The following is a 24,743-nucleotide window of genomic DNA, read 5'->3' on the forward strand; positions in this document are numbered from 1 at the left end:
GGTGGCGAAGACCGCCCGGACGGCGTCCATCGCCGCCCCGCCGGTCAGCGCGAAGCCGAACTTCTGATCCTCGTGCGCGGTGGCGATGAACTCGTGCGTGTGCGCCTCCACGCCGGCGGTGACCCTGATGAGCACGTCGGCGACCACATTGCGCTCGCCGGCAAGCCGGTCGAGGCGTTCGATCTCCATGAGCGAGTCGAGCACGATGTGACCCACCCCGGCGTCCAGGGCGGCCGCCAGCTCGGCCTCGCTCTTGTTGTTGCCGTGCATGGCGATCCGCTCGGCGGGGAAGCCGGCGTGCAGCGCCACGGCCAGTTCACCGCCGCTGCAGACGTCCAGCGACAGCCCCTCCTCCTCGATCCAGGTGGCCACCTGGACGGAGAGGAAGGCCTTGGAGGCGTAGTGCACGCGGCCGTACGGCCCGAAGGCGCGCTGCATGTCGGCGCAGCGGGAGCGGAAGTCGTCCTCGTCGTAGACGAAGAGCGGGGTGCCGTAGGTCTGCGCCAGCTCGCGCACCCCCACGCCGGCTACGGTCAGCTCACCGTCGGCGTTCCGGGAGGCGTTGCGCGGGTACACGTTCGGCGGGATGGCCGCGAGCGCCTCGGGCGAACTCGGCCGTTCCGCGAGGTGCGGGGCGGCGAGGATCTCGGCGTGCCGGGGTCCTGCGGGGTGGGCCATGATCGCCTCACATCCTCTCGGGGGCGCTCACGCCCACCAGTTCCAGTCCGTTGGCCAGCACCTGCCGGGTGGCCGAGCACAGGCTCAGCCGCGCGGCGTGCACGTCGCCGGCCGGTTCGTCGCCCTGCGGGAGCACCCGGCAGCGCGCGTAGAAGCGGTGGTACGACCCGGCGAGATTCTCCAGGTACCGCGGGATCCGGTGCGGCTCGCGCAGTTCCGCGGCGGTGGCCACCACCTCCGGGAAGTCGCCCAGGGTGCGGATCAGTTCGCCCTCGGCCGGATCGTCGAGCAGGTCGAGGTGTTCGGTGGAGGCCGTGACACCCAGTTCGGCGGCGTTGCGGGCCAGAGCGCAGAGGCGGGCGTGCGCGTACTGCACGTAGTACACCGGGTTGTCGGACGACTGCTTGCGCAGCAGGTCCAGATCGATGTCGATGTTGACATCGATGGACGAGCGGATCAGCGCGTAGCGGGCGGCGTCCACACCGACCGCCTCGACGAGGTCGTCGAGGGTGATGACGGTGCCGGCCCGCTTGCTCATCCGCACCGGCTGCCCGTCGCGCACCAGGTTGACCATCTGGCCGATCAGAACCTCGACGCTCTGCGGGTCGAAGCCGAGTGCGGCGGCGGCCGCCTTGAGCCGCACCACGTAGCCGTGGTGATCCGCACCGAGCATGTAGATGAGGTGGTTGAAGCCGCGGTCGTGCTTGTCCTTGAGGTAGGCGATGTCGCCGGCGATGTAGGCGGCGTCGCCGTCGCTCTTGATCACCACGCGGTCCTTGTCGTCCCCGTAGTTGCTCGAGCGCAGCCACCAGGCCCCGTCGGCCTCGTAGAGGTTGTCCGAAGCCTTCAGCTCGGCGATGCACTCCTCGACCAGTCCGCGGTCGAACATGGAGTTCTCGTGGGTGTACACGTCGAAGACGGTGCCGAAGTCGGCCAGGGTGGTCTTGATGTGCGTGAACATCAGGTCCACGCCGCGGGCGCGGAAGGTCTCCAGGGCTTCGTCGGCGGGCTGGTCGAGCACCCCGGGCACGGCGGCGACGATGTCGGCGGCGATCTCGTCGACGTAGGCGCCGGCGTAGCCGTCCTCGGGGGTGGGCTCGCTGCGGGCGGCGGCCAGCAGCGACCGGGCGAAGCGGTTGATCTGCTCACCGTGGTCGTTGAAGTAGTACTCGCGGGTGACCTGTGCGCCGCGCGCGGCCAGCACCCGGCCCAGGGCGTCGCCGACGGCGGCCCAGCGCGTGCCGCCGAGGTGGATCGGTCCGGTGGGGTTGGCCGAGACGAACTCCAGGTTCACCCGGGCAGCGGACAGCTCGTCGCCGCTGCCGTAGCCGGCGCCGGCCTCGAGGATGGTGGCGACGGCGGCGTTCTGGGCGGCCGCGGCCAGCCGCAGGTTCACGAATCCCGGACCTGCCTGATCAGCGTCGGCGATACCGTCACGGGTGCGCAGTTCGTCGACCAGCCAGCCGGCCAGCTCCCGCGGATTCACCCCGGCGCGCTTGCCCAGCTGCAGGGCGATGTTGGTGGCGTAGTCGCCGTGCTCCGGGTTGCGGGGTCGCTCCACCGTGACGGTCTCGGGCACGAGCGAGCCGTCCAGATCGTGCGCCTGGAAAACGGTCAGCGTCGCGGCACGGATCAATGCTGCGAGATCGGTGGGAGTCACGGCTCCCCATCCTATTGTTTCCGGTGCGCTCGGGGACAATCGGGGGAGTTGTCCACAACCGTCCTCGTCCCCTGTGCCGCGCCCCGGCCGGGTTCTAGACTGGGCGGCATGACCAGCCGGCACACCCCCGCCCCCGATCCCGTCGGGCTGCTGAGCCTGGACCAGTGGTCAGAGCTGCCCGAGGACGAGCTCGGCCGGTCTGAGCTTCAGGAGGGGGTCCTGATCGTGTCACCGAGACCGAGGCGCCGGCATCAGGACACGCTCGGCGGGTTGTACACCGTCGTTCAGGCCGCGCTTCCATCGGATCTGCACGCGATCATGGAGATCGATGTGATCATCGACGCCGGGTTCCCGCCGACCGTGCGGGTACCCGATCTGGTCGTCGTCGCTGCCGAGGCCGGCGAACCGCTGCATGCACACGACGTCGTGCTGGCCGTCGAGATCGTCTCCCCCGGCTCCGCGCGTCTGGACACGGTGACCAAGCTCAGCGAGTACGCCGAAGCCGGGATCAGGCACTACTGGATCATCCGGCCCGACCGGACGCTCAGCTCGTTCACGCTCGTCGACGGCGAGTACGTGGGGGTCACGCACGCGATCGGGACTTTCACCGCTACTGAACCGTTCCCGGTCACCGTCGACCTCACTCGCCTCTGACCGGTGCCGGTCGGGCCCCGTCACACCTCGCGGGAGTAGTCGGAGGCCTCGCGGACCAGCTCCGGATCGGGCGTGATCCCGGTGTACAGCGCGAACTGTGCGGCGGCCTGCCCGGCACTGACCCTGTCGCCGGTGATCGCCGGTCTGCCCGCCCCGCGCAGCCGGCGCACCAGCGGCGTCTCGGCCGGCATGGCCACCACGTCGAAGCCCGCCAGCGCCGCGTCGACGACCTGCTCGGGGAACGGCAGCCGGTCCGCATCGGCGCCGGCCATGCCGTTCGGGGTGGCGTTGACCAGCAGTTGCGGCCGTTCAGCGGTCAGGTGAGTGCGGTGGGTGAAGCCGTAGCGGCCGGCCAGCGCGGTGCCGGTGCTCTCGTTCCGCGCCACCACGATCACCTCGGTGAAGCCGGCATCGCGCAGCGCGGCCACCACCGCCTTGGCCATTCCGCCGCTGCCGGCCACCGCCACGGTCCAGCTCCGGTCGAAGCCGGAGTCGGCGAGCAGGTCGGCGACCGCCTGGTAGTCGGTGTTGTAGGCGCGCAGCACGCCGCCGTCGTTGACGACGGTGTTGACCGAGTCGATGGCCTTCGCCGACGGCATGAGCTCGTCGACGTACTCCATGACCGCCTCCTTGTAGGGCATGGAGACCGCGGCGCCGCGGATCGGCAGCCCCCGGATGCCGGCGACGGCATCGGCGAGGTCGGCCGGGGCGAAGGCCTTGTAGACGTAGTTCAGCCCGAGCTTGTTGTACAGGTAGTTGTGGAACCGGGTGCCGATGTTCGACGGCCGGGCCGCCAGGGAGATGCACAGTACGGTGTCCCGGTCGAGGGCGCGGGAATGCGGAACGCTCATAGCAGCCGAGGATAGTCGCGGTCCCGCGTGGCCTCAGCGGCCTCGTGGAACGAGGGTGGCGATCATCGTCGGGTCTTCGCACCGGATCAGCACTCCGTCCCCGAGGGATTCCAGGTCGGTGGGCGGCCCGGCCGGACAGACCGACCGGGCCTGCAGCACCGGCCGGTGCTGCAGATCGGTCACCGCCACATCGTCGCCGTCGGCCCGGTAGATGCGATCGAGCGTCTCGACGGACGTCTCCGCTTCGCGGAGGGCTTCACGCCACTGCCCGTCGTCGTGGGTGATCGACTCGAGGTCACCGGTCCGCAGGTCGTACGTCGCGACGAACGGCGACCGAACGAGCGTCAGCCGGGGAGCCAGATCGGCTACTGGCAGGGTGTCGACGAGCACGATGCTGGTCTCGCTGCCAGACAGCGACGCCAGATCCAGTCCCCATCGTGCCCGTCCGGTCGCAGGGTCGACGACGTCGAGATGCTGTTCGTCGACGACGACCAGACTCCGGTATCCGGGCACGACGGACTGCTCGCGACCGACGGTGAATCGCTGTAGATCCGAGCGTGATTCGCGGTCGAGCCGGGTCAGGCTCGGTGCCGCTCCGGTACCGGTGTCCGCAGTCCACGGGTGATCGACGACGGTATGCATGGCCAGCGGCACGGTGATCGCCACCGTCACGACGACGGCGGCCGACCAGATACGTGGATGGCCCTGCCAGACGGCTACCACGGCGGCCAGCCCGGTGAGAACCAGGGCGCCCAACGAGAGCGGCAGCACGCCGCCGGTGTCGAGGGTGATCAGATCGGTCCACTTCACGCCCACCGCGATGACAGTCGCGAGCAACGCCACTGCGACTACCGCTAGAAGCGCGATGAAGAGCCTGCGGGCCGCGGCGGCGGGCCTGCGGGCGATCATCAGCGAAAGCGAGGTGAGCGCGCAGATCACGGCACATACGGCCCCGACAGCACCCGCGACGGTGACGATACTCCCGGATCCGGGGACGGCCCCAACGGTGCCGGAGCCGTCGACGACGGCCAGCCCGAAGAAGATCACCGCCGCCGCGGCGGCGACCAGCGATGTCACCCGGTTCACCAGCATTGCGCCGAGTCTACGGACGAGCCCGTCAGACCGGGATCGGCACGAAGTCCTCCACGATCGGCTCCCGCCCGGCCTGCAAGGTGGTGATCGACCACTCCGGCAGTTCCACCCAGTGGCTGCGACGGTATTCCAGTTCGAGGGGTTCGGAGACCACGATCCGGCCGTCGGCAGGCAGTGCGATGGGGTCACCGCCGTCGCCGGCGGTGAGCGTCAGCGCGCCCACCGAGTGGTAGAGGGTGTGCGAGTTCTTGTCGCTGGAATACCGAACCGCATAGATCCGGTCTCCGTTCGCCGCGGCGATGCAGGCCACGAACGGCTCCTCGACACCGGCCTCGGCCCGGGCCCGCTCCACCCTGCCGACGGCCTTGGCCAGTGCGGTCTTCGGATCGTCGTCGAGCCCGTAGGTCAGGGCCAGATAGAAGACGAGTTCGGTGTCGGCGTTGCCCTCGATGCACGGGTACAGTTCCGGTGCCACGTCGAAGGTCAAGGCGCGCTTGACCTTAGAGAAGCCGCCGATCTCTCCGTTGTACTGGAACAGCCACCGGCCGTACTGGAACGGATGGCAGTTGACCCGGGAGATGGTGCCGCCGAGTGCGGCACGGACATGCGCCAGGAACATCGGCGAGGAGATCTGTTCGGCCAGGCGCTGCAGGTTGTGATCGCTCCACGCCGGCCGCACGTCCCGGTACTGGCCGGGGAACTCCCGGTCGCCGTACCAGCCGATCCCGAAACCGTCGCCGTTGGTGGGCCAGGCGTGATGGCGGAACATGGTGGTCATCGGCGCACCCGGCAGATACAGCTGACGGGCCCCGAAACTCTGGTCCACCAGTGAGTGCGACGGACGGGTCAGCAGGTCCTCGAGCCGGATCGGGGAACCGGTGTAGGCGAGCCAGCGGCACATGGATCTCACGGTAGTTCGCCGGGCGGCGGGACGCGCCGGTGACGCGGAATCACCTCGGCAGGTATTTCACTGTGCGCCCACAAGAGAATCCTTCGAACACAGCGGGCGCACACCGACCGGAGGTCGGCAGGTATTTCACTGTGCCCCCCGCAGGATTCGAACCTGCGACCTTCTGCTCCGGAGGCAGACGCTCTATCCCCTGAGCTAGGGGGGCTTGGTGGTGCGAGAGCAAGACTAGCGCACCACGACCGCTCGCCCCAAACCGGGGCGAGCGCGAGTCTCAGACCGCGATCATGGTGGCCCCCGGAACCGCCGCATAGCGCTGCGGATCGCAGGTCAGGACGATGATCTGCGCATCGTCGGCGGCTGCGCCGAGGACCGTGGCCATCGACGCCAGCCGGTCCGGATCGGAGTAGCCGAGAGCGTCGTCGAGGATCACCGGCACCCCGTCGTTCTCGTCGACGAGCATGGCGCAGGCCAGCCGGGCGATCAGCCCGAGCTGCTCGCGGGCACCCCCGGAGAGCGCGTCGACGTCCACGGTGACCCCGTCGAGGGTGCGCCGGGCGATGGCGAAGTCGTCGCCGACCTCGAACCGCACGGAGTCGCCGAACACCGGGGCGGCCAGCTCCTCGAGGCGCCGTGTGAACGGTGCCACGTAGCGCGACCGGCTGTCGGTCCGCTTGCGCAACAGCACTTCCCGCAGCATCTGTGCGGCGGTGGCCCGCTCCTCGATCCGGCTCAGCGCCTCGCGTGCGGCCTCGTGCGCCGCACGTGCCTCGCCGAGTTCGTCGAGCCGGCCGTCGTCGCGGCATACCTCCAGCCGGGTCAGCAGGCCGGTGCGCTCGTCGCGCAGCGCGGCCAGCTGGTCCCGGATCCGCTGCGCGTGCTGCTGGGCTTCGTCGTAGGCGGTGCGCAGCCCCGGCAGATCGCAGGTGGCCAGATCCCGTTCCCGTGCGGTGAGCGTCTGCCCCGCATCGGCGTGACGGCCGGCGGCGAGCTCCGCCGCCCCGCGCAGCGCCTCGTCGGAGAGCTGCGCACGCTCGGCGGTCAGGGCCTGCGTGCGGGCGGCGAGTGCGGCCCGGGCGGACTCGAGCGCCTCGGCGGCCGCTTCGGCGCGCGCCTGCGCCTGCCCGGCCTCGGCCCGCTTGCGCACCGCGGTGGACTCGGCCTGACGGGCCAGTTCCGCGAGCCGGCGCTCCTGGCCGCGCAGCTCGGTCAGGTCCTCCCCCGGCTCCGGATCGCGCTGATCGGGCAGCCGCGCGGCGAGCGCCTCCCGTTCGGCCCGCAGCGCGGCGGCCTGAGCACCGCCGAGGATCGTCTGCTGCTCGGCGCGCACCGCGGCCAGCTCGCGGACCGCTGCGTCACGCTCGGCGGCCCGGGCGGCGATCTCGCCCGGATCGGTCACCCCGCACGCCGCACACAGGTCGGCGGAACGCGTGGTGAGCGCTTCGAGGTCGGCACTCAGCGAGCGGGCATCGGCGCCGCCGCGCAGCACCACCCGGACCACCCCGGGCACCTCGACGGTCTGCTCCCCGCCCACGGTGAAGACGGTCTCGCCCGCCACGGCTTCGCCGTCGACGAGAACCGGCTGCGAGCCCAGTGCGGTCACCGCCGCGGACGTCCCGGCGGCCTCGAGCCGGGCGGTGGCCCGCGCGAGCTCGGCGGTCAGCGCTGCGGCCTCCGAGACGTGTTCGGGCCTCACCGGGTTCGCGTCCACCGCCGACTGCAGCCCCGCGGCATCGGCCTCGAGCCGCTCGAGCCGCTCGAGCGCCCGGTCCAGCTCGTCGAGCCGGGCCCGGTCGGCCCGGACCGACGCCGCGGTCTCGGCGGCATCGACACGGCTCTGCAACGCGGTCAACGCCTCCCGCGCCGTCACGAGTTCGGTCTCCAACGCCGACGCCTGGGCAGCGGACTGCTCGGCGCGCTCGCGCCACTGCGCCTCGGCGGCCTCCTCGCGGCCGACCGCGGCGGCCAGCTCGGCCACCTGCCGGCCGGCCTCGTCGCGGGCCGCACACCGGGAGCGGGCCATCTCCAGCTCCGCGTCCAGCTGACCCAGCCGGGCCCTGGCCGCAGCCACCTTCTCTTCGAGCGCCTCCCCCTTGGCCACCTGCCGGTCCAGGTCGGCCACGGCCACCGCGGCCGCCTCGTCGTCGCGGGTCAGTTCGGTCATCCGGGCCTGCACCTGCGGCAGCAGCCGGGTCACCTCGTCGACGGCCGCCAGTGCCGTCTCCCGCTGCTCCACCTCGGCCCGGGCGGCCTTCTCGGCCTTACGTGCCTGCGCGTACTCCCCGGTGGGCCGCCCCTGACCGGCGGTGAAGTACCGCCGGTACTCGTCCTCGACGGCGGTGATCAGTTCGCTGTTCTCGCCGGCATCGTCGTCGGCGCCTGTTTCGTCGGCCCCTGTTCCCTCACCGCTCTCTGCGCCGGCGGGTCCGGCCGCCCGGTCCAGGGCCCGCGCCAGCGCCGACGAATCCGCCAGACCGCCGAGCTCGGGATCCCCGGACTGCAGCAGTTGCAGGGCCGCGAACAGCGCCCGGTCCAGGTTGTCGCCGAGCATCGCCTCGACGCGTTCGTGAGCGGTGCGTCCGGTGTGCTGTTCACGCACCGGCGCGGTGATGGTCAGCGAGGTCTCCGGCTTCCGGTTGAAGCGTTTGAAGTACTCGAACCGCCATGCGCCGCAGCTGATCTCGGCACTGACCTCGGATCCGACGTCGCGGCCGGCGGGCTGCACGGCCCGCACCCGCGCCTTGCGGCTGTCGGCCTTCTCGTTGAGCAGCAGATCCAGCGCCTCGACCATCGACGATTTACCGGCCTCATTGGGGCCTTCGACCACGGTGATCCCCGAGTCGGCGAAGTCCACCTCGCGCTCGTCGATGCCCCGATAGTTCTTCAGCGTCAGCCGATGGACCCTCACCGCGCACCTCCGGCCAGCCGGAAGAGCAGCCCGAGTGCGGCGCGCGCCGCCGCGGCATCGCCCGGGTCGGGCCCCTCGGCGCGTTCGGCGAGTTCGGCGGCGGCCTCGGCGGCATAGCCGGTCAGGCCCAGCCCGGAGACCTCGGTGGGGTCGGCCACCACGGTCAGTTGGTGCTTGCGCTCCCAGAGCTTCAGCGCCGCGAAGTGATCGCCGAACTCGTCGAGCAAGGCCTCGAACTGCGCCTGCTCGGCCAGCCCGATGCTGCCGACCAGGCCCAGCTGCACCACGGTGCGGCTCTTGTCCGGGATGGCGGACAGCCGGTCCCGCAGCCGCTGCAGATCGGCGGCACCGTCCACCTGGTCGAGTACCGTCCGGAAGCTCCAGCGGCCCACCCGATGCTCGGTGACGTCCACCGCCCGCTCCGCCCCGCGGCGCAGCGAGACCTCGAGCACGTGACCGGAGCCGGCCTCGACGTGATCGAAGGCGGTCACCTCCGGGGCGCCCGCGTACCAGATCCGCTCGGACCGGCCCACCGCGGTGACCGAGTGCCGGTCGCCGAGGGCCACATAGTCGACCAGGGCCTCGTCGACGGCGCGCTCGAGTCCGTCGGTGGCCACGATCGCCGGGTCGTCCGACGGCGAGAGGGTGTCGAGACCGCCGTGGCCGACGACGATCCGGATGTCGTCACCGGGGGCGAGCCTGGTGAGCTGCTGCGCGATCAGGTCCTCGGTGGGCTTCTTCGACGCCCAGGGCGCCGCGATCAGCGTGATGCCGTCGCGGACCCGGACCGGGCCGGCGTGGTCGAGGACGTGCACGGTGCCGGGGCAGGCCGCCTGGAAGGTGGCGCTGCGGTAGATGCTGGTCGCGTCGGCCGGATCGTGGTTGCCGGGCAGCAGGTACACCGGCACCGGGTAGCCGGCCAGCGCGTCGAGGGTCCGGCGGATCACCTGACTCGACACCCGCGGGTCGTCGAAGACGTCGCCGCAGACCACCACGAACTCGGCACCGGTGCGGCCGGCGAGCTCCCCGATCGCCACCACCGCGTCCAGGCGCGCCGCGTCGTAGGTGTGCTGGGCCTGCCCGGCCAGGAAGTGCCGCGTCATACCCAGCTGCCAGTCTGCGGTGTGCAGGAAGGTCACTTCCCGCTCCGGAACCGCTTCCGGAAGCTCCGCGAATGCTGCGGTCATCGGCGCCCTCCTCGACACGAATCGCCTTGGCGATGATTCGTGAACGATCCTACGAAGACCCTCTGACACCGTGCGGCAGGCGCGGGCCCGGCCTGTCGCGCCGGCCCGCTCAGCCTGTCCCGCTCAGCCCGATCAATCAGCTCTCGGCCGCGCCCACCTCGTCGGCCTCGTCGGCCTCGTCGACCTCGTCGACCGGAATCACCTCGGTCTCGGCGAGGCCACCCGGCCCCTGGTGCCGCGGCCGCTGCAGGAAGAGGGTGGCCGCCGCGCCCACCAGCAGCATCGCACCGGCCAGATACAGCGACTCGCCCATCGCGGTGGCGAAGCCGTCGCGGATGAACGCGGGCAGCTGCCGGACGGCGCTGTCCTCCCCCTGCTCGAACGGGATGCTCTGGGCGGCGAGCCGGTTGAGCATGAGGGCGCCGATTGCGGCGGTGCCGACCACCGAACCCATCACCCGGGTGGTGTTGTAGATCCCTGCGCCGGCACCGGCGTCGCGCATCGGCAGGTTGCGGGTGGCGGTCGCGGCCAGCGGCGCCCAGATGCCGGCCTGGCAGACGCCCATCAGGATGGTCGGCAGGAGCAGCTGCCACACCGGTGTCTGCGGGGCCATGATCGCGCCGGCCCAGAAGGTGCCCAGGCCGTAGCCCAGCAGGCTCAGGCTGATCACGTTGCGCGGATGCACCCGGTCCAGAACCCGGCCGATCACCGGTGCCAGCGCGCCGCTGAGCACCGCCATCGGGATCAGCATGAGCGCCGAGCGGGTGGGCGACATACCGCCGACCAGCTGCAGGAAGAACATCAGCGGAATCATCATGCCCGAGACTGCGAAGCCCATCGTGGTGATACCGATGTTGGCCAGCGAGAAGTTCCGGTCCTTGAACAGTTTGAGCGGCACCAGCGCCTCGGTGCGGGTGTATCCCTCCCAGAGCACGAACAGCCCCATCACCACGATGCCGGCGGCGATCAGCAGCCAGATCCACAGCGCCCAGTCGTACGACTGGCCTTCCTGCACGCCGAAGACGATGGCCGTCAGGCCGATACCCGAGAGCACCATCCCGATCCAGTCGAAGCGGTGGTCGTGGGTGTCGACGGTGGGCACGAGCAGCGCCGCCAGTACCAGACCGATCAGCCCGACCGGCAGGTTGATGAAGAAGATCCACTCCCAGCCGAGCGAGTCGGTCAGGATGCCGCCGAGCAGCGGGCCCACCATGGTGGCCACACCGGCCACGATGCCCCACACGCCCATCGCCGCACCGCGTTTGGCCGGCGGGAAGGTCCGGGTGATCAGCGCCATGGTCTGCGGGGTGATCAGCGCCGCACCGATGCCCTGCACAGCGCGGGCGATGATCAGCTCGGTGATGCTCCCGGACAGGCCGCACCAGACGCTCGAGGCGGTGAAGACCACCAGGCCGATCTGATAGATGAGCTTGGGGCCGTACTTGTCGCCGAGCCGGCCGGCGATCAGCAGCGGGACCGCATAGGTGAGCAGGTAGGCCGACGAGACCCAGATGATCGCATCCCCGGCGTCGAGCGCCTCCATGATCTCCGGCTGCGCCACGGCCACGATCGTCATGTCGACGAGGATCATGAAGAAGCCGACACACAGGGCCATCAGCGCGGCCCACGGCCGGTCGGTCACCGGCTTGAACTGCGGCGTTGCAGCAACAGACATATCGGACAGCCTCGTTTCCTCGATCGATGCAGCGCGACACTAGCACCGCTCTGCGACACCTGGCACCCCCGTGCGGTGTCGTAGCGTGAGAGGCGACACAGGCACCCGGATCCACCCGGCGACGAGAGGCCGCTGCGGTGAGTGGAATCACAGCGGCCCGGGAATCACCCCAGCCGCGGCGACGTTGATCGAGGGTTGCCCGCCAGAACGGAGAGCCGACATGAAGAAGCCGACGACCGGTGTCCTGCCCGACGCCGTGACCGCCGCCCCGGCGGCCGACTCCCGCGCCGCCGCCGCGGTCGGCCGCATCCTCGACCGGGCCGGCCGCCTGCAGGAGCCGGCGGTCTCCCGCTACGTGGCCAAGCTCCGCGACGCCCACCCCGACGACGATCCGGCGGCGCTGATCGCCCGCCTCGAGCGGCGCTACCTCACTGCGGTCACCGCCTCCGGCTCGGCCGTCGGCGCCGCGGCGTCCATTCCGGGTGTGGGGACCTTCACGGCGCTGACGGCGCTCACCGCCGACACCGCGGTCTTCATCGAGGCCTCGGCACTGCTCGCACTGGCCACCGCCGAGGTGCACGGCATCACCGTCCACGAGTCCGAACGACGCCGGGCGCTGGTGCTCTCGGTGGCCCTCGGCGAGGAGGGTGTCGCGGCACTGGGCAAGGTGCTCGGCACTCGCAGCACCGGCGCCGTGGCCCGGCTCGGCCGGCCGGGCGCCGCCCCGAAATCCCTGCTGCGCCTGAACAAGACGCTCACCAACCGGTTGGTCCGCAAGTTCGCGGTGCGCCGCGCGCCGATCCTGGTCGGCAAGCTGATCCCGGGCGGGGTGGGCGCGGCCGTCGGCGGCGCCGGCAACCGGGCCCTGGGACGGCTGGTGCTGCGCAACGCCCGCGAGGCCTTCGGCCCGCCGCCGCGGCACTTCCCGATCGACGGCGAGGTGCTGACCGCTAACCGGTCCGCCGACCCGGCCGGCACCCCGGTCCCGGCACCGCGACGCCGCCTGCTCCGGCGCGGCCGGAGCTCTTGAGCGCCGCCCCGGCAGCCGCGCCGGGCTGGATCCGGCTGCTCACCGCGGCGTGCCGACGGCACGGGCGGCTCGCGGCGATCACCCTGACCGTGACCCTCGGTGCCGTCGCCGCCGACCTCGTCGCCCCGCTGCTGGCCCGCTCGGCCATCGACCACGCCACCGGCACCTCCCGCGCCGCCGCCGGACTCGGCGTGCTGGTGGCGGCGATGCTCGTGGCCGCCGTGATCCGCTACGCCTGCCAGTTCGGCCGCCGGCTCACCGCCGGGCGGCTGTCGGTGACGGTGCAGGACGATCTGCGCCGCGATCTGCTGCGCACCCTCCTGCGCGTCGACGGGCGCTCGCAGGATGCGCTCAACACCGGCCAGGTGGTCTCCCGCGCGATCTCGGATCTGCAGGTGGTGCAGGGACTGCTGGCCCAGCTGCCGCTGGCGATCGGCGGGATGGTGCAGGCGGTGCTGGCGATCGGCATCATGGCCTGGCTCTCGCCGGCGCTGACGTTGATCGCGCTGGTGGTGCTGCCGCTGGTGAGCTACGTGGCCTACCGGGCCCGCCGACCGCTGTTCGCCGCCACCTGGTCGGCGCAGCAGTCCGCGGCCGATCTGGCCGGCCACGTCGAGGAGACCGTCACCGGCGTCCGGGTGGTCAAGGGCTTCGGCCAGGAGAGCCGGGCCGTCGACGAGCTGGCCGGCCTCGGGGCTGAGCTGTACCGGCGCAAGCTGCGTTCGGCGCGGCTGCAGGCCCGGTTCGCCCCGGTGATGGCCGCTCTCCCCCAGATCGGCATGGTGCTGGTGATCGGTGCGGGCGGCTACCTCACCCTGCAGGGATCGCTGAGCGCCGGCAGCTTCCTCGCCTTCTCCACGTACATCGCCTCGATGACCGCAGTGGTGCGGATCCTCACCGGGCTGCTGGTCAGCGGACAGCTCGCCGCGTCGTCGGCGAGCCGGGTCTTCGAGGTGATCGACCATCCGGCCGACCCCGCCCTGAGCAACACCGCCACCGTGCCCGACGGCCCGCTCGGGGTGCGCCTGACGGCGGTGGACTTCGGCTACCGGGACCGTCCGGTGCTGCGCGGGGTGGACCTGGACCTCGCGCCGGGCGAATGCGTGGCGGTGGTCGGCGGACCCGGATCGGGCAAGTCCACGCTCGCGGCCCTGCTCGGCGGCACCTATCCGGCCGATGCCGGCACGGTGGCGCTGATCGCCGACGGCCGGGAGTATCCGGTGGACCGGCTCGCCCCGTCGGCACTGCACGCGGCAGTGACGGTCGCCTTCGACGAGCCGGTGCTGTTCTCCGACACCATCGCCGAGAACATCGCGCTCGGACCCGGACCGGCGCCCGCTGCGGACGACCCGGCGCTGCGCCGCGCCGCCGACCGGGCCTGCGCCACCGGGTTCATCGACGAGTTGCCCGACGGTTTCGCGACCGCCGTGGGCGAACGGGGCCTGACCCTCTCCGGCGGGCAGCGCCAGCGCATCGCGCTGGCCCGGGCGCTCTACGCGCAGCCGCGGGTGCTCGTCCTCGACGACGCCACCAGCGCCGTGGACGCGGCCACCGAGGCGCAGATCCTGAACCGGCTGCGTGAGGACGGCACCACCGTCCTGGTGCTCGCGCACCGGCGCTCGACGCTGTCGGTGGCCGATCGCGTCGTCGTCCTCGACGACGGGGCGGTGATCGACACCGGCACAGTGGCCGAACTCGACGCCCGCTGCCCGCGTTTCGCCGAGCTGATGACCCCGGGCGACGACGATCGTGCGCACGCGGCGGCGCTGCGCCGGGTGCGGGCGCAGCAGGCGCTGACCGTCGGGCAGCTGTGGCCCGACGCGCCGCCCGACCGGCCGGAGCCGGTCCGCACCCGGGGCCCGGCCGCGCCGGCGGCGACGGCCCCGCGTCCCGGCGGCCGCGGCGGAGGGCCGGCCGCCGGCGCCTTCGGTGCCCTGCCGGCCACCCCCGAACTGCAGGCGGCGGTCGAGGCGCTGCCGCCGGCCGATGAGCAGCCGCGCGTGGATCTGTCCGCGGCCCGCGCCGAACATCCGGACTTCTCGCTGCGGCAGATCCTGCGCCCGGTTCGCGGCCTGCTGGTGCTGGTGCTGCTCACCGTGGCCGCGGACACGCTGATCGGCCTGGTCTATCCGTCGCTGGCGCGGGTGGTGCTCGACGCCGGCACACACGGCCGGTCCACCACCGTCGCACTGGCCACGGTCGCCGGCCTGCTGTTGGTGGCCGTCGGCGCCCTGGCCGGGGCGGCCAATGTGATCGTCGCCGCCCGCGCCGGCGAACGCGTGCTGTACGCCCTGCGGGTGCGCAGCTACGCGCATCTGCAACGGCTCGGGCTCGACTACTACGAGCGCGAGCTGTCGGGCCGCATCATGACCCGGATGACCACGGACGTCGACGCCCTGTCGAACTTCATCCAGACCGGACTCTCGTCGGCGGTGATCGCGCTGCTCACGGTGGTCGGCGTGCTGGCCGCACTGTTCGTCACCGACTGGCATCTGGCGCTGCTGGTGCTGCCCGTCTTCCCGATCCTGGTGGTCGCCACCGTCGTCTTCCGGCGCATCGCCGCCTCGGCGTACACGCGTTCGCGGGAACTGGTCTCGGTGGTCAACGCCGACTTCCAGGAGAACGTCACCGGGCTGCGCACCACCGTCGCCTACCGGCACGACGGCCCGGCGCGGCGGCGCTTCGGCCTGCTCTGCGATGCCTGGGTGGCCGCGCGGATGGACTCCCAGCGGGCCATCTCGGTGTACTTCCCGTTCATCACCTTCTGCGCCGACGTGGCGGCGGCCGTCGCGGTGGGCGCCGGCGCCCACCAGATCGCCACCGGTCACCTCACCCCCGGCGCGCTGGTGGCCTTCGTGCTGTACCTGTCCATGCTCTTCGGTCCGGTCCAGCAGCTCACCCAGGTCTTCGACGGCTATCAGCAGGCGGCGGTCGGTCTGCGCCGGATCGGCGATCTGCTGACCACCCCGAGTTCGATCGTCGAAGCCGGCGACGCCGCACTCCCCGCACCCGAACGCGGCCGGGCCGACGTCGCCCTCGAGGCAGTGAGCTTCCGCTACCGCGACGCCGCGCGCGAGGCGCTCGGCGGCATCGACCTGACCCTGCCGTCGGGCGGCTCGCTGGCACTGGTCGGCGCCACCGGTGCCGGCAAGTCGACCATCGTCAAACTGCTCGCCCGGTTCTACGATCCGACGTCGGGAACCGTCCGCTACAACGGCGCCGATCTGCGCCGGCTCAATCTGCACGAGTACCGGTCCCGGCTCGGGGTGGTGCCCCAGGAAGCGCATCTGTTCGCCGGCACGGTGGCCGGCAACATCGCCTACGGCCGTCCCGGGGCGAGCCGCGAGGAGATCGCCGAGGCCGCCCGCCGGGTGGGTGCGGCGGCGATGATCGCCGCACTGCCGGGCGGGATGACCTTCCCGATCGCCGAACGCGGCCGCGGCCTCTCGGCCGGGCAGCGGCAGCTGCTGGCGCTGGCCCGCGCCGAACTCGTCGAACCGGATCTGATCCTGCTCGACGAGGCGACCGCCTCGCTCGACCAGGCCACCGAAGCCCAGGTGCTCGCGGCCGGCACGGAGCTGACCCGCCGGCGCACCAGCGTGATCGTGGCCCACCGGCTCTCGACCGCGGCCGGCGCCGACGCCATCGCGGTGATCGACCACGGCGCCGTCGTCGAGCTGGGCACCCACCGGGAACTGCTCGCCGCGGACGGGCGTTACGCCCGCCTCTGGGCGGCCGGAGTGGGCCCGGACGAGGACCGCTGACAACCGCCGTCCGGGTGATTCTCACCACTTACTCGCCGGTCCGCGGTCCGGCACACGCACAAGCGAGCGTTCCGACCGGTCGGGGCGTACGATCAACTGTTGGTCGCACGAGGTTCACAAGACCGCCCTGCGACGGAAGCACCGATCGAAGACGCACATGTGAATTGAGGCGAGACAACGCTGTGAGCAGTTCCACATCCGAGACCGACTACGGACAGAACGAGTGGCTGGTCGAGGAGATGTACCAGCGCTTTCAGAAGGACCCGGACTCGGTGGATCCGAGTTGGCACGAGATGCTCAAGAACTACCGGCCCGGTCCCGCCCCCTCAGCCAACGGCGCCCCCTCCGCTGCGCCCACCTCCAACGGCCCCGCATCCAGCAGCCCTGCATCCAACGGCGCTGCATCCAACGGCACCGGCGCCCCCGCCGCGAACGGCTCGGCGGCCGCCGCTCCCGCCGCACCGGCCGCCGCACCGCAGAACACCGCGACCGGCAAGCCCATGCTGACCCTCGATCAGGAACCCGTCCGGGAGGCGCCGGCCGCCGGCTCGGTGATCCGCCCGCTGCGTGAGGCCCCGGCCACCAAGGCCGCCGCAGGCGTCAGCCGCACCGCCCCGGCCGCAGCGCCGGCCGACGAGGCCGCCGAGGACCAGACCAAGGTTCTGCGCGGTGCCGCCGGCGCCATCGTGAAGAACATGAACGCCTCGCTGGAACTGCCGACCGCCACAAGCGTGCGTGCCGTGCCGGTGAAGCTGATGTTCGACAACCGCATCGTGATCAACAACCACCTGGCCCGCACCCGCGGCGGCAAGGTGAGCTTCACGCACATCCTGGGCTACGCGATCGTGCAGGCGATCAAGTCGTTCCCCAACATGAACAATCACTTCGCGGTGATCGACGGCAAGCCGAACCTGGTGACCCCGGCGCACACCAACCTGGGGCTGGCCATCGACCTGCCCGGCAAGGGCGGCCAGCGCACCCTGGTGGTGGCCGCGATCAAGAACTGCGAGTCGATGGGCTTCGCCGGGTTCTGGGAGGCCTACGAGGACATCGTGCGGCGCGCCCGCGAGGGCAAGCTGACCGCCGAGGACTTCGCCGGCGTCACCATCTCGCTGACCAACCCGGGCACCATCGGCACCGTGCACTCGGTGCCGCGCCTCATGCAGGGTCAGGGCACCATCATCGGCGCCGGCGCCATGGAGTACCCGGCCGAGTTCCAGGGCTCGTCCGACCAGCAGCTGGCCGAGATGGGCGTCGGCAAGCTGATGACGCTCACCTCCACCTACGATCACCGGGTGATTCAGGGCGCCGAGTCCGGCGACTTCCTGCGGACCATCCACCAGCTGCTGCTCGACGACGGTTTCTGGGACGAGATCTTCACGGCCCTGCACATCCCGTACGAGCCGATCCGCTGGCGCCGTGACATCCCGGCCGGTTCGGTGGACAAGAACACCCGCGTCCTCGAGCTGATCGCCGCCTATCGCAGCCGCGGCCACCTGATGGCCGACACCGATCCGCTGATGATGGGCACCGATGCGCGCACCGCGCACCCGGATCTGGACGTGCTCACCTACGGCCTGACGCTGTGGGATCTGGACCGCACCTTCAAGGTCGGCGGCTTCCACGGCCAGGACGAGATGACCCTGCGCGAGGTCCTCGCGGTGCTCCGCGACGCCTACTGCCGGCACATCGGCGTGGAGTACACCCACATCCTCGATCCCGAGCAGCAGCGCTGGCTGCAGGAGCGGGTGGAGGTCAAGCACGTCAAGCCGTCGGTGGCCGAGCAGAAGTACATCCTGTCCAAGCTCAACGCCGCCGAGGCCTTCGAGACCTTCCTGCAGACCAAGTACGTGGGCCAGAAGCGCTTCTCGCTCGAGGGCGCCGAATCGGTGATCCCGATGATGGACGCCGTGCTCGACCGCAGTGCCGAGCACGAGCTCGACGAGGTGGTCATCGGCATGCCGCACCGCGGCCGGCTCAATGTGCTCGCCAACATCGTCGGCAAGCCGTACTCGAAGATCTTCACCGAGTTCGAGGGCAACCTGGGCGAGGCCCAGTCGCACGGCTCCGGCGACGTCAAGTACCACCTCGGCGCCGAGGGCAAGTACTACCAGATGTTCGGCGACAACGAGATCAACGTCTCGCTGACCGCCAACCCCAGCCACCTCGAAGCCGTCGACCCGGTCCTCGAAGGCATCGTCCGCGCCAAGCAGGACATGCTCGACGAGGAGCACCAGTTCGACATCCTGCCCCTGATGCTGCACGGCGACGCCGCGTTCATCGGTCAGGGCGTGGTGGCCGAGACGCTCAACCTGTCCATGCTCTCGGGCTACCGCACCGGCGGCACCGTGCACATCGTGGTCAACAACCAGGTCGGCTTCACCACCGCCCCGGAGTACTCGCGCTCCACCGAGTACTGCACCGACGTCGCCAAGATGATCGGCGCCCCGGTCTTCCACGTGAACGGCGACGACCCGGAGGCCTGCGTCTGGGCCGCCCAGCTGGCCGTCGACTACCGCGAGGCCTTCCACCGCGACGTGGTGATCGACCTGGTCTGCTACCGCCGCCGCGGTCACAACGAGGGCGACGATCCGTCGATGACCCAGCCGGCCATGTACGACGTGATCGACAGCCTGCGCAGCGTCCGCAAGAGCTACACCGAATCGCTGATCGGCCGTGGCGACATCTCCACCAAGGAGGCCGAGGACGCCCTGCGCGACTATCAGGGCCAGCTCGAACGGGTCTTCGTGGAGGTCAAGGAGCTCGAGCGGTTCCAGCCGGAGGCCTCGCCGCCGATCACCGAGGACCAGCAGCTGCCGGTGCAGCTGGTGACCGCCGTCAGCGCGAAGTCGCTGGAGCGGATCGGCGACGCCTTCACCGAGCTGCCCGAGGGCTTCACCCCGCACCCGCGGGTCAAGCCGGTCATCGAACGGCGCCTGCACATGTCGCGCGAGGGCGGCATCGACTGGGCGTTCGCCGAGCTGCTGGCCTTCGGCACCCTGGTCGAGGAGGGTAAGACGGTCCGCCTGTCCGGACAGGACTCCCGCCGCGGCACCTTCACCCAGCGCCATTCGGTGCTGATCGACCGCGAGAACGGTTCGGAGTACACCCCGCTGAACACCCTGACCGACGACGGTCCGGGCCGGTTCCTGGTGTACGACTCCCCGCTCTCGGAGTACGCGGTCCTCGGTTTCGAGTACGGCTACGCCATCGGCAATCCCGACGCGCTGGTCCTGTGGGAGGCGCAGTTCGGCGACTTCGTCAACGGCGCCCAGTCGGTGATCGACGAGTTCATCAGCTCCGGTGAGGCCAAGTGGGGTCAGCTCTCCGACGTGGTGCTGCTGCTGCCGCACGGCCACGAGGGTCAGGGCCCGGACCACACCTCCGGCCGGATCGAGCGTTTCCTGCAGCTGTGCGCGGAGGGTTCGATGACCGTGGCGCTGCCGTCCACCCCGGCCAGCTACTTCCATCTGCTGCGCCGGCACGTGCACGACGGCATCAGCCGCCCGCTGGTGGTCTTCACCCCCAAGTCGATGCTGCGCAACAAGGCCGCGGTCTCGCCGGTCGAGGAGTTCACCGACGGCAAGTTCCTGTCGGTGCGCGACGACCCGATCTACGCCGGCGACTTCAAGGGCGTCGGCGGCCAGGGCGACCGCGCCACCGTCAAGCGGGTGCTGCTGGTCAGCGGCAAGCTGTACTACGAGCTGTCCGCGCGCCGGGCCAAGGAGAAGCGCGACGACGTCGCGATCGTCCGCGTCGAGCAGCTCTACCCGGTGCCGCATCGCCGCCTGGCCCGCACGCTCGAGCAGTACCCGAACGCCACCGACTTCGTCTGGGTCCAGGAGGAGCCGGCCAACCAGGGTCCGTGGCCGTACCTGGGGCTGTGGTTGCCGGAGATGCTGCCGGATCTGCTCGGCGGACTGCGCCGGATCTCGCGGCGCGCGATGAGCGCACCGTCGTCGGGCTCGTCCAAGGTGCACGCCGTGGAGCAGGCCGAGATCATCGACACCGCCTTCGCACCCACGGACTAAGACGCCGGAGACCGACCGGTTCGACGCGCACGGGCCGCACCCCCACCGGGGTGCGGCCCGTGGTCGTTCTGCGGATCCGCAGCGCCGGTCAGGCGTCAGGCGCTCGGGCGGTCAGCCGTCGAGTCCGGCGGCGAGCTGGGCCAGCTGCGGCAGCGATCCCACCATCAGCGCCAGCAGCTGGTCGCGATCGATGGCCGGATCGGCGATCCAGCGCAGCATGAGGTCTTCGGTCAGGGTCACCCAGCCGGCCACGGCCAGCTCCACAGTCGGCGTGACCTCGATGTTCAGCAGCGAGCCGAATTCGAGGATGCGCCGGGTCTGCTCGGCCCGGGTGCGTTCGGCCACCTCCCGCATTCCCGGATCGGCCGCGGCGGCCCCGCGCAGCAGGCTGCGATAGCCCTCGCGGTTGTCGGCCACGTAGTCGATGTAGGCGGCGACCGCCGTGGTGAGCATCTCCACCGGGTCGTCCAGATCGGTGCGCGGCTCGGTCCGGGCCAGCAGTTCGGCGGCCTGCTCCCCGATCAGCGCCCGATGGAAGTCCTGCCGGGACTCGAAGTAGTGAAAGATCAGCGCCCGGGAGACCCCGGCGCGCTGGGCCACCTCCTCGATGGTCACCGACTCGACCGGTTGTCCGGCGGCCAGTTCCAACCCCAGATCCAGCAACTGGCGGCGGCGCTGCTGCGGGCTCATCCGCTTGCGCTGACGCCGCTCGTCCGGGGCATCCGGGGCGTCGGCCGGACGCGGGCCGGGGGACGCCTGCTCGACGGTCATGGCCCCACCCTAAGTCACTGTTGACTCATGTTCAACAAGTTGTTGACGCTCCGTCAGCAAGGCTTTAGGCTAGGGACCATGACAACGCACGATGTAGAGATCGCCATCGTCGGGGCCGGGTTCTCCGGGCTCGGCGCAGCCATCAAGCTCTCCCAGAACGGGGTCGACGATTACCTCGTCATCGACCGCGGCAACGACTTCGGCGGCACCTGGCGCGACAACACCTACCCCGGCGCGGCCTGCGACGTGCCCTCACACCTGTACTCGTACTCGTTCGCGCAGAACCCGGACTGGTCGCGGTCCTATTCGCACCAGCCGGAGATCCACGGCTACATCAACGGCGTCGCCGACAACTACGGCATCGGTGCGCGCACCTGGTTCACCTCCGAGGTCGAGTCGGCGCACTGGAACGAGGACGAGCACCGCTGGGAGCTGAGCGTCTCCCGCTCCGTCGACGGCGGGCCGGCCGAGCAGGTCACCGTCCGCGCCCGTCACCTGGTCGGCGCGGTCGGACCGCTGTGCGAGCCCAACCTGCCCGACATCGAGGGCATCGACGGCTTCGGCGGCACCATCGTGCACTCGGCCCGCTGGGACCACGAGATGGACTTCACCGGCAAGCGCGTCGCCGTCATCGGCACCGGCGCCTCGGCCATCCAGATCGTGCCGCAGCTGGGCAAGGTCGTCGGCCACCTGGACGTCTACCAGCGCACCGCGCCGTGGATCATCCCGCGCAACGAGCGCCCCTACCTGCCGGTGGAGAACTGGGCGTTCAAGAACGTGCCGGGCCTGCAGAACCTGATCCGCGGCGGTATCTACGGCTTCAACGAGACGGTCGCCGCCGGCATGACCTTCGCCCCCAAGGCGCTCAAGCCGGTGGAGCTGATCAGCCGTGCCAACATCTTCAAGGGCATCCGCGATCCGAAGCTCCGCGAGGCGGTCACCCCGTCGTACGCCGTCGGCTGCAAGCGCATCCTCAAGTCCAACGACTGGTACCCCACCCTCGACCAGCCCAACGTCGACCTGGTGACCGACGGCATCGAGAAGATCACCGAGGCCGGGATCGTCAGCCGCGACGGCACGCTGCGCGAGGTGGACGTGATCGTGGTGGCCACCGGCTTCCACGTCACCGACTCGCCGGTCTTCGCCACCATCCACGGGGCCGGCGGCCGCAGCCTGGCCGATGTCTGGGACCAGACCGGCATGCGAGGCTACAAGGGTTCGTTCGTGCACGGCTTCCCCAACATGATGCTGCTGATCGGACCGTCGACCGGCCTCGGCCACACCTCGATGGTCTACATGATCGAATCGCAGCTGAACTACCTGGTGGACTACATCCGCACCGCCCGCCGGTCCGGCATCACCCGGACCGAGGTCACCGAGGAGGCACAGGACCGGTTCAACTCCGGAGTCCAGCACTCCCTGCGCAACAGCGTGTGGGTCAACGGCGGCTGCTCGTCGTGGTACCAGGACGAGCACGGCAACATCACCACCGTCTGGCCGGGCTTCACCTTCACCTTCCGCAACGCCACCCGGCGTTTCGACATCGCGGCCTACGACGTGCAGAAGGGCGCCGACCAGACCGCCTCGACCGCATCCGGTGCGGCGCCGCAGCCCGCCGTCGCCGGCTCCTGACCGGCCCCACCCCTCCCGCAGACCGGACGGTCCGCCGCACCGGCGGGCCACCACAGAAAGAGCTCAGCTATGAAAGACTTCCGCGACAAGGTCATCGTGATCACCGGCGCCGCCTCCGGCATGGGCCGTGACCTGGCCGTCAAGCTCGCCCAGCGCGGCGCCCACCTGGCCATCTCCGACCTCGACCCGGACGGGCTGGCCGGCACCGAGGCCCTCATCGCGCAGCAGGCCCCGAACGCCCGCGTGCACAGCCAGCTGCTCAACGTGGCCGAGCGGGAGGCCGTCCTGACCTACGCCGACACCGTCGTCGAGCACTTCGGCCGGGTGAACGCCGTCTTCAACAACGCCGGCATCGCCCACCACGGCGAGGTGGAGACGATGGAGTTCAAGGACATCGAGCGCATCATGGATGTGGACTACTGGGGCGTGGTGAACGGCACCAAGGCCTTCCTGCCGCACATCATCGCCTCGGGCGACGGCGCCATCGTCAACACCAGTTCGCTGTTCGGGCTGCTCGCCGAACCGGGCCAGGCCGCCTACAACTCGGCCAAGTTCGCCGTCCGCGGCTTCACCGAGGCGCTGCGCCAGGAGATGCTGATCTCCGGCCACGAGGTGGCGGTGACCTGCGTGCACCCCGGCGGCATCAAGACCGCCATCGCCCGCAACTCGACCACCTCCGGCGACCACGACCAGGCCAAGACGGCGCAGTTCTTCGACAAGTACCTGGCGCGCACCAGTTCGGAGAAGGCCGCCGACATCATCCTGACGGCCGTGCAGAAGGAGCGGGCCCGGGTGCTCGTCGGCGCCGACGCGAAACTACTCGATCTGGGCGTGCGCCTGGTGGCCTCCGGCTACCAGGGGATCTCGGCCCGGCTCACCAAGTGGGGTCTGTCCAAGGTCTGACCGCCACCGGCCGCCGAGCGCCGCCGGCCTCCCTCACCGGGGAGCCGGCGGCGCTCGCCGTCTGCCGGTGCCGTCACACGCCGTGAGTACCGACCCATTCCCGGCCGACGGCGGCCGGATCGGCGCCGCCGCGGACCTTGCCGGCCAGCTCGGCCAGGTCGGCAGTGCTGAGCTCGCCGGCCACCCGACTCAACGCCTTGAGCTGATTCCGGGTGAGCGCAGCGCTGCGGTAGACCGGCAGCAGCGTCTGCGCCCGCGGCGCACCGTCGGCCGACAGCGCCTGCACCTCGGTGCCGTTCTGCGCGTCCGGTCCGGCGGCCTCCGCGGCCGCGGTGTCCAGGGCGGGCAGCACCCCCAGCGCCTCACCGCCGGACACCCGCGCGAGGACCTCCTGCGCCGAGGCGAGCCGGGTGACCGGTCCCGGCCGGCACGCCGCGAACGCCCCGAGGACGTCGTCGTCGACGCCGTCGATCGTCACCAGCGGCAGGCCGGCCGGCAGGGCTCCGCAGCCGGCCAGATCGTCCACCCCGTAGCGGTCGCGCAGGGCGGCGGCGATCAGCAGCTGCGGACGGTTGCCCGCCTGCGTCGGATCGCCGATCGACACCCCTTGCGGCAGTGCCCGACTGACCTCGGCGATCAGCTCGTCCCCGCCGTAGGCCACCGGCGACGAGCTCAGCAGGTCCAGCAGCTCACCGGTGAACGCCGGGAACAGGTCCACCGCGCCCACCGCCGTGGCGTCGAGCAGGGCCGGCTCGGTGTCCCGCCGGTCCACGAGCACCGCCCGCCGCCCGCTGCGGCTGAGCACCGAGGCGTACACCCCGGCCGCGGCCTGCAACGCCGGATCGGCGGAGGCGCCGATCCGCAGCGGCTCCGGATCGTCGGAGTCGCACGCCGTCAGCACGGACAGCGCCAGCAGCGCGGCGGCGAATACGGTGAGGGGACGCAACCAGGTCTTCATCGCTGCCAACGTTAGAGCATGCCGGTCGGTACGATCCTCCTC

General features: G+C 71.0%; 16 protein-coding genes and 1 tRNA gene. 6 read left to right on the forward strand and 11 right to left on the reverse strand.

The genetic code is table 11. The features are described from left to right. On the reverse strand, positions 1 to 681 hold a 681-nt coding region (locus tag ACJMNC_RS09140; protein ID WP_408947790.1), incomplete at its 3' end, for a diaminopimelate decarboxylase family protein. 4 nt (positions 682 to 685) lie between these two features. After that, positions 686 to 2,338 carry an arginine--tRNA ligase gene (gene argS / locus ACJMNC_RS09145; protein ID WP_408947635.1) on the reverse strand — a complete coding sequence of 551 codons (1,653 nt, stop codon included), beginning with the start codon at positions 2,336 to 2,338 and terminating at the stop codon, positions 686 to 688. A gap of 108 nt (positions 2,339 to 2,446) precedes the next feature. On the opposite strand from argS, the gene ACJMNC_RS09150 reads away from it, so the two are divergent. Beyond that, on the forward strand, positions 2,447 to 2,992 hold the full coding sequence (locus ACJMNC_RS09150; RefSeq protein WP_408947636.1) for a Uma2 family endonuclease: 546 nt from the start codon (positions 2,447 to 2,449) through the stop codon (positions 2,990 to 2,992). 20 nt (positions 2,993 to 3,012) lie between these two features. Here ACJMNC_RS09150 and ACJMNC_RS09155 read toward each other — a convergent pair whose 3' ends face one another. The 7 genes from ACJMNC_RS09155 to ACJMNC_RS09185 form a co-directional block, all read right to left on the reverse strand. Continuing rightward, positions 3,013 to 3,843 carry a shikimate 5-dehydrogenase gene (locus ACJMNC_RS09155; RefSeq protein WP_408947637.1) on the reverse strand — a complete coding sequence of 277 codons (831 nt, stop codon included), beginning with the start codon at positions 3,841 to 3,843 and terminating at the stop codon, positions 3,013 to 3,015. 33 nt (positions 3,844 to 3,876) lie between these two features. Beyond that, complete coding sequence (locus tag ACJMNC_RS09160) at positions 3,877 to 4,935, reverse strand: hypothetical protein (protein ID WP_408947638.1); 1,059 nt, start codon at positions 4,933 to 4,935, stop codon at positions 3,877 to 3,879. A 25-nt stretch (positions 4,936 to 4,960) separates the two neighbouring features. Beyond that, the gene (locus ACJMNC_RS09165) at positions 4,961 to 5,836 is read right to left on the reverse strand and encodes a class II glutamine amidotransferase (RefSeq protein ID WP_408947639.1); all 876 of its coding nucleotides are present in this window, start codon (positions 5,834 to 5,836) and stop codon (positions 4,961 to 4,963) included. 141 nt (positions 5,837 to 5,977) lie between these two features. Beyond that, positions 5,978 to 6,050: transfer RNA gene (locus ACJMNC_RS09170), tRNA-Arg, on the reverse strand. Between the two features lie 66 nt (positions 6,051 to 6,116). Next, entirely contained in the window at positions 6,117 to 8,750 is a 2,634-nt protein-coding gene (locus ACJMNC_RS09175) for an AAA family ATPase (RefSeq protein WP_408947640.1), read from the reverse strand. After that, positions 8,747 to 9,937, reverse strand: coding sequence for an exonuclease SbcCD subunit D (locus ACJMNC_RS09180; RefSeq protein WP_408947641.1), 1,191 nt, complete (start codon positions 9,935 to 9,937; stop codon positions 8,747 to 8,749). The genes ACJMNC_RS09175 and ACJMNC_RS09180 overlap by 4 nt, the downstream gene beginning before the upstream one ends. 136 nt (positions 9,938 to 10,073) lie before the next feature. Then, on the reverse strand, positions 10,074 to 11,612 hold the full coding sequence (locus ACJMNC_RS09185; RefSeq protein WP_408947642.1) for an MFS transporter: 1,539 nt from the start codon (positions 11,610 to 11,612) through the stop codon (positions 10,074 to 10,076). A 220-nt stretch (positions 11,613 to 11,832) separates the two neighbouring features. On the opposite strand from ACJMNC_RS09185, the gene ACJMNC_RS09190 reads away from it, so the two are divergent. The 3 genes from ACJMNC_RS09190 (at position 11,833) to ACJMNC_RS09200 (ending at position 20,437) form a co-directional block, all read left to right on the forward strand. Further along, positions 11,833 to 12,642, forward strand: coding sequence for a hypothetical protein (locus tag ACJMNC_RS09190; RefSeq protein WP_408947643.1), 810 nt, complete (start codon positions 11,833 to 11,835; stop codon positions 12,640 to 12,642). Next, positions 12,639 to 16,406, forward strand: coding sequence for an ABC transporter ATP-binding protein (locus ACJMNC_RS09195; RefSeq protein WP_408947644.1), 3,768 nt, complete (start codon positions 12,639 to 12,641; stop codon positions 16,404 to 16,406). Before ACJMNC_RS09190 ends, ACJMNC_RS09195 begins: the two co-directional genes overlap by 4 nt. A 182-nt stretch (positions 16,407 to 16,588) precedes the next feature. Beyond that, positions 16,589 to 20,437: a multifunctional oxoglutarate decarboxylase/oxoglutarate dehydrogenase thiamine pyrophosphate-binding subunit/dihydrolipoyllysine-residue succinyltransferase subunit gene (locus ACJMNC_RS09200; RefSeq protein WP_408947645.1), complete on the forward strand. Its 3,849-nt coding sequence runs from the start codon at positions 16,589 to 16,591 to the stop codon at positions 20,435 to 20,437. A gap of 111 nt (positions 20,438 to 20,548) precedes the next feature. Here ACJMNC_RS09200 and ACJMNC_RS09205 read toward each other — a convergent pair whose 3' ends face one another. Beyond that, a complete protein-coding gene (locus ACJMNC_RS09205; protein WP_408947646.1) occupies positions 20,549 to 21,208 on the reverse strand; it encodes a TetR/AcrR family transcriptional regulator in 660 nt (219 codons plus the stop codon). Positions 21,209 to 21,286: 78 nt separating this feature from the next. Here ACJMNC_RS09205 and ACJMNC_RS09210 point away from each other — a divergent pair, with 78 nt between their 5' ends. Beyond that, on the forward strand, positions 21,287 to 22,840 hold the full coding sequence (locus ACJMNC_RS09210; RefSeq protein ID WP_408947647.1) for a flavin-containing monooxygenase: 1,554 nt from the start codon (positions 21,287 to 21,289) through the stop codon (positions 22,838 to 22,840). A gap of 69 nt (positions 22,841 to 22,909) precedes the next feature. Then, positions 22,910 to 23,743 carry an SDR family NAD(P)-dependent oxidoreductase gene (locus ACJMNC_RS09215; protein ID WP_408947648.1) on the forward strand — a complete coding sequence of 278 codons (834 nt, stop codon included), beginning with the start codon at positions 22,910 to 22,912 and terminating at the stop codon, positions 23,741 to 23,743. 73 nt (positions 23,744 to 23,816) lie between these two features. On the opposite strand, the gene ACJMNC_RS09220 is transcribed toward ACJMNC_RS09215, so the two are convergent. Continuing rightward, complete coding sequence (locus tag ACJMNC_RS09220) at positions 23,817 to 24,701, reverse strand: glycine betaine ABC transporter substrate-binding protein (RefSeq protein ID WP_408947649.1); 885 nt, start codon at positions 24,699 to 24,701, stop codon at positions 23,817 to 23,819. Positions 24,702 to 24,743 lie beyond the last annotated feature (42 nt).

The sequence above is a fragment of the Gordonia sp. VNK21 genome (genome assembly GCF_046098115.1).
Classification (GTDB): Bacteria; Actinomycetota; Actinomycetes; order Mycobacteriales; family Mycobacteriaceae; genus Gordonia.

Coding starts and splice junctions, on each gene's coding strand:
- ACJMNC_RS09185 (WP_408947642.1), bottom strand. CDS start 11,612: ATGTCTGTTGCTGCAACGCCGCAGTTCAAGCCGGTGACCGACCGGCCG.
- ACJMNC_RS09215 (WP_408947648.1), top strand. CDS start 22,910: ATGAAAGACTTCCGCGACAAGGTCATCGTGATCACCGGCGCCGCCTCC.
- ACJMNC_RS09190 (WP_408947643.1), top strand. CDS start 11,833: ATGAAGAAGCCGACGACCGGTGTCCTGCCCGACGCCGTGACCGCCGCC.
- ACJMNC_RS09165 (WP_408947639.1), bottom strand. CDS start 5,836: ATGTGCCGCTGGCTCGCCTACACCGGTTCCCCGATCCGGCTCGAGGAC.
- ACJMNC_RS09220 (WP_408947649.1), bottom strand. CDS start 24,701: ATGAAGACCTGGTTGCGTCCCCTCACCGTATTCGCCGCCGCGCTGCTG.
- ACJMNC_RS09150 (WP_408947636.1), top strand. CDS start 2,447: ATGACCAGCCGGCACACCCCCGCCCCCGATCCCGTCGGGCTGCTGAGC.
- ACJMNC_RS09180 (WP_408947641.1), bottom strand. CDS start 9,937: ATGACCGCAGCATTCGCGGAGCTTCCGGAAGCGGTTCCGGAGCGGGAA.
- ACJMNC_RS09205 (WP_408947646.1), bottom strand. CDS start 21,208: ATGACCGTCGAGCAGGCGTCCCCCGGCCCGCGTCCGGCCGACGCCCCG.
- ACJMNC_RS09160 (WP_408947638.1), bottom strand. CDS start 4,935: ATGCTGGTGAACCGGGTGACATCGCTGGTCGCCGCCGCGGCGGCGGTG.
- ACJMNC_RS09210 (WP_408947647.1), top strand. CDS start 21,287: ATGACAACGCACGATGTAGAGATCGCCATCGTCGGGGCCGGGTTCTCC.
- ACJMNC_RS09155 (WP_408947637.1), bottom strand. CDS start 3,843: ATGAGCGTTCCGCATTCCCGCGCCCTCGACCGGGACACCGTACTGTGC.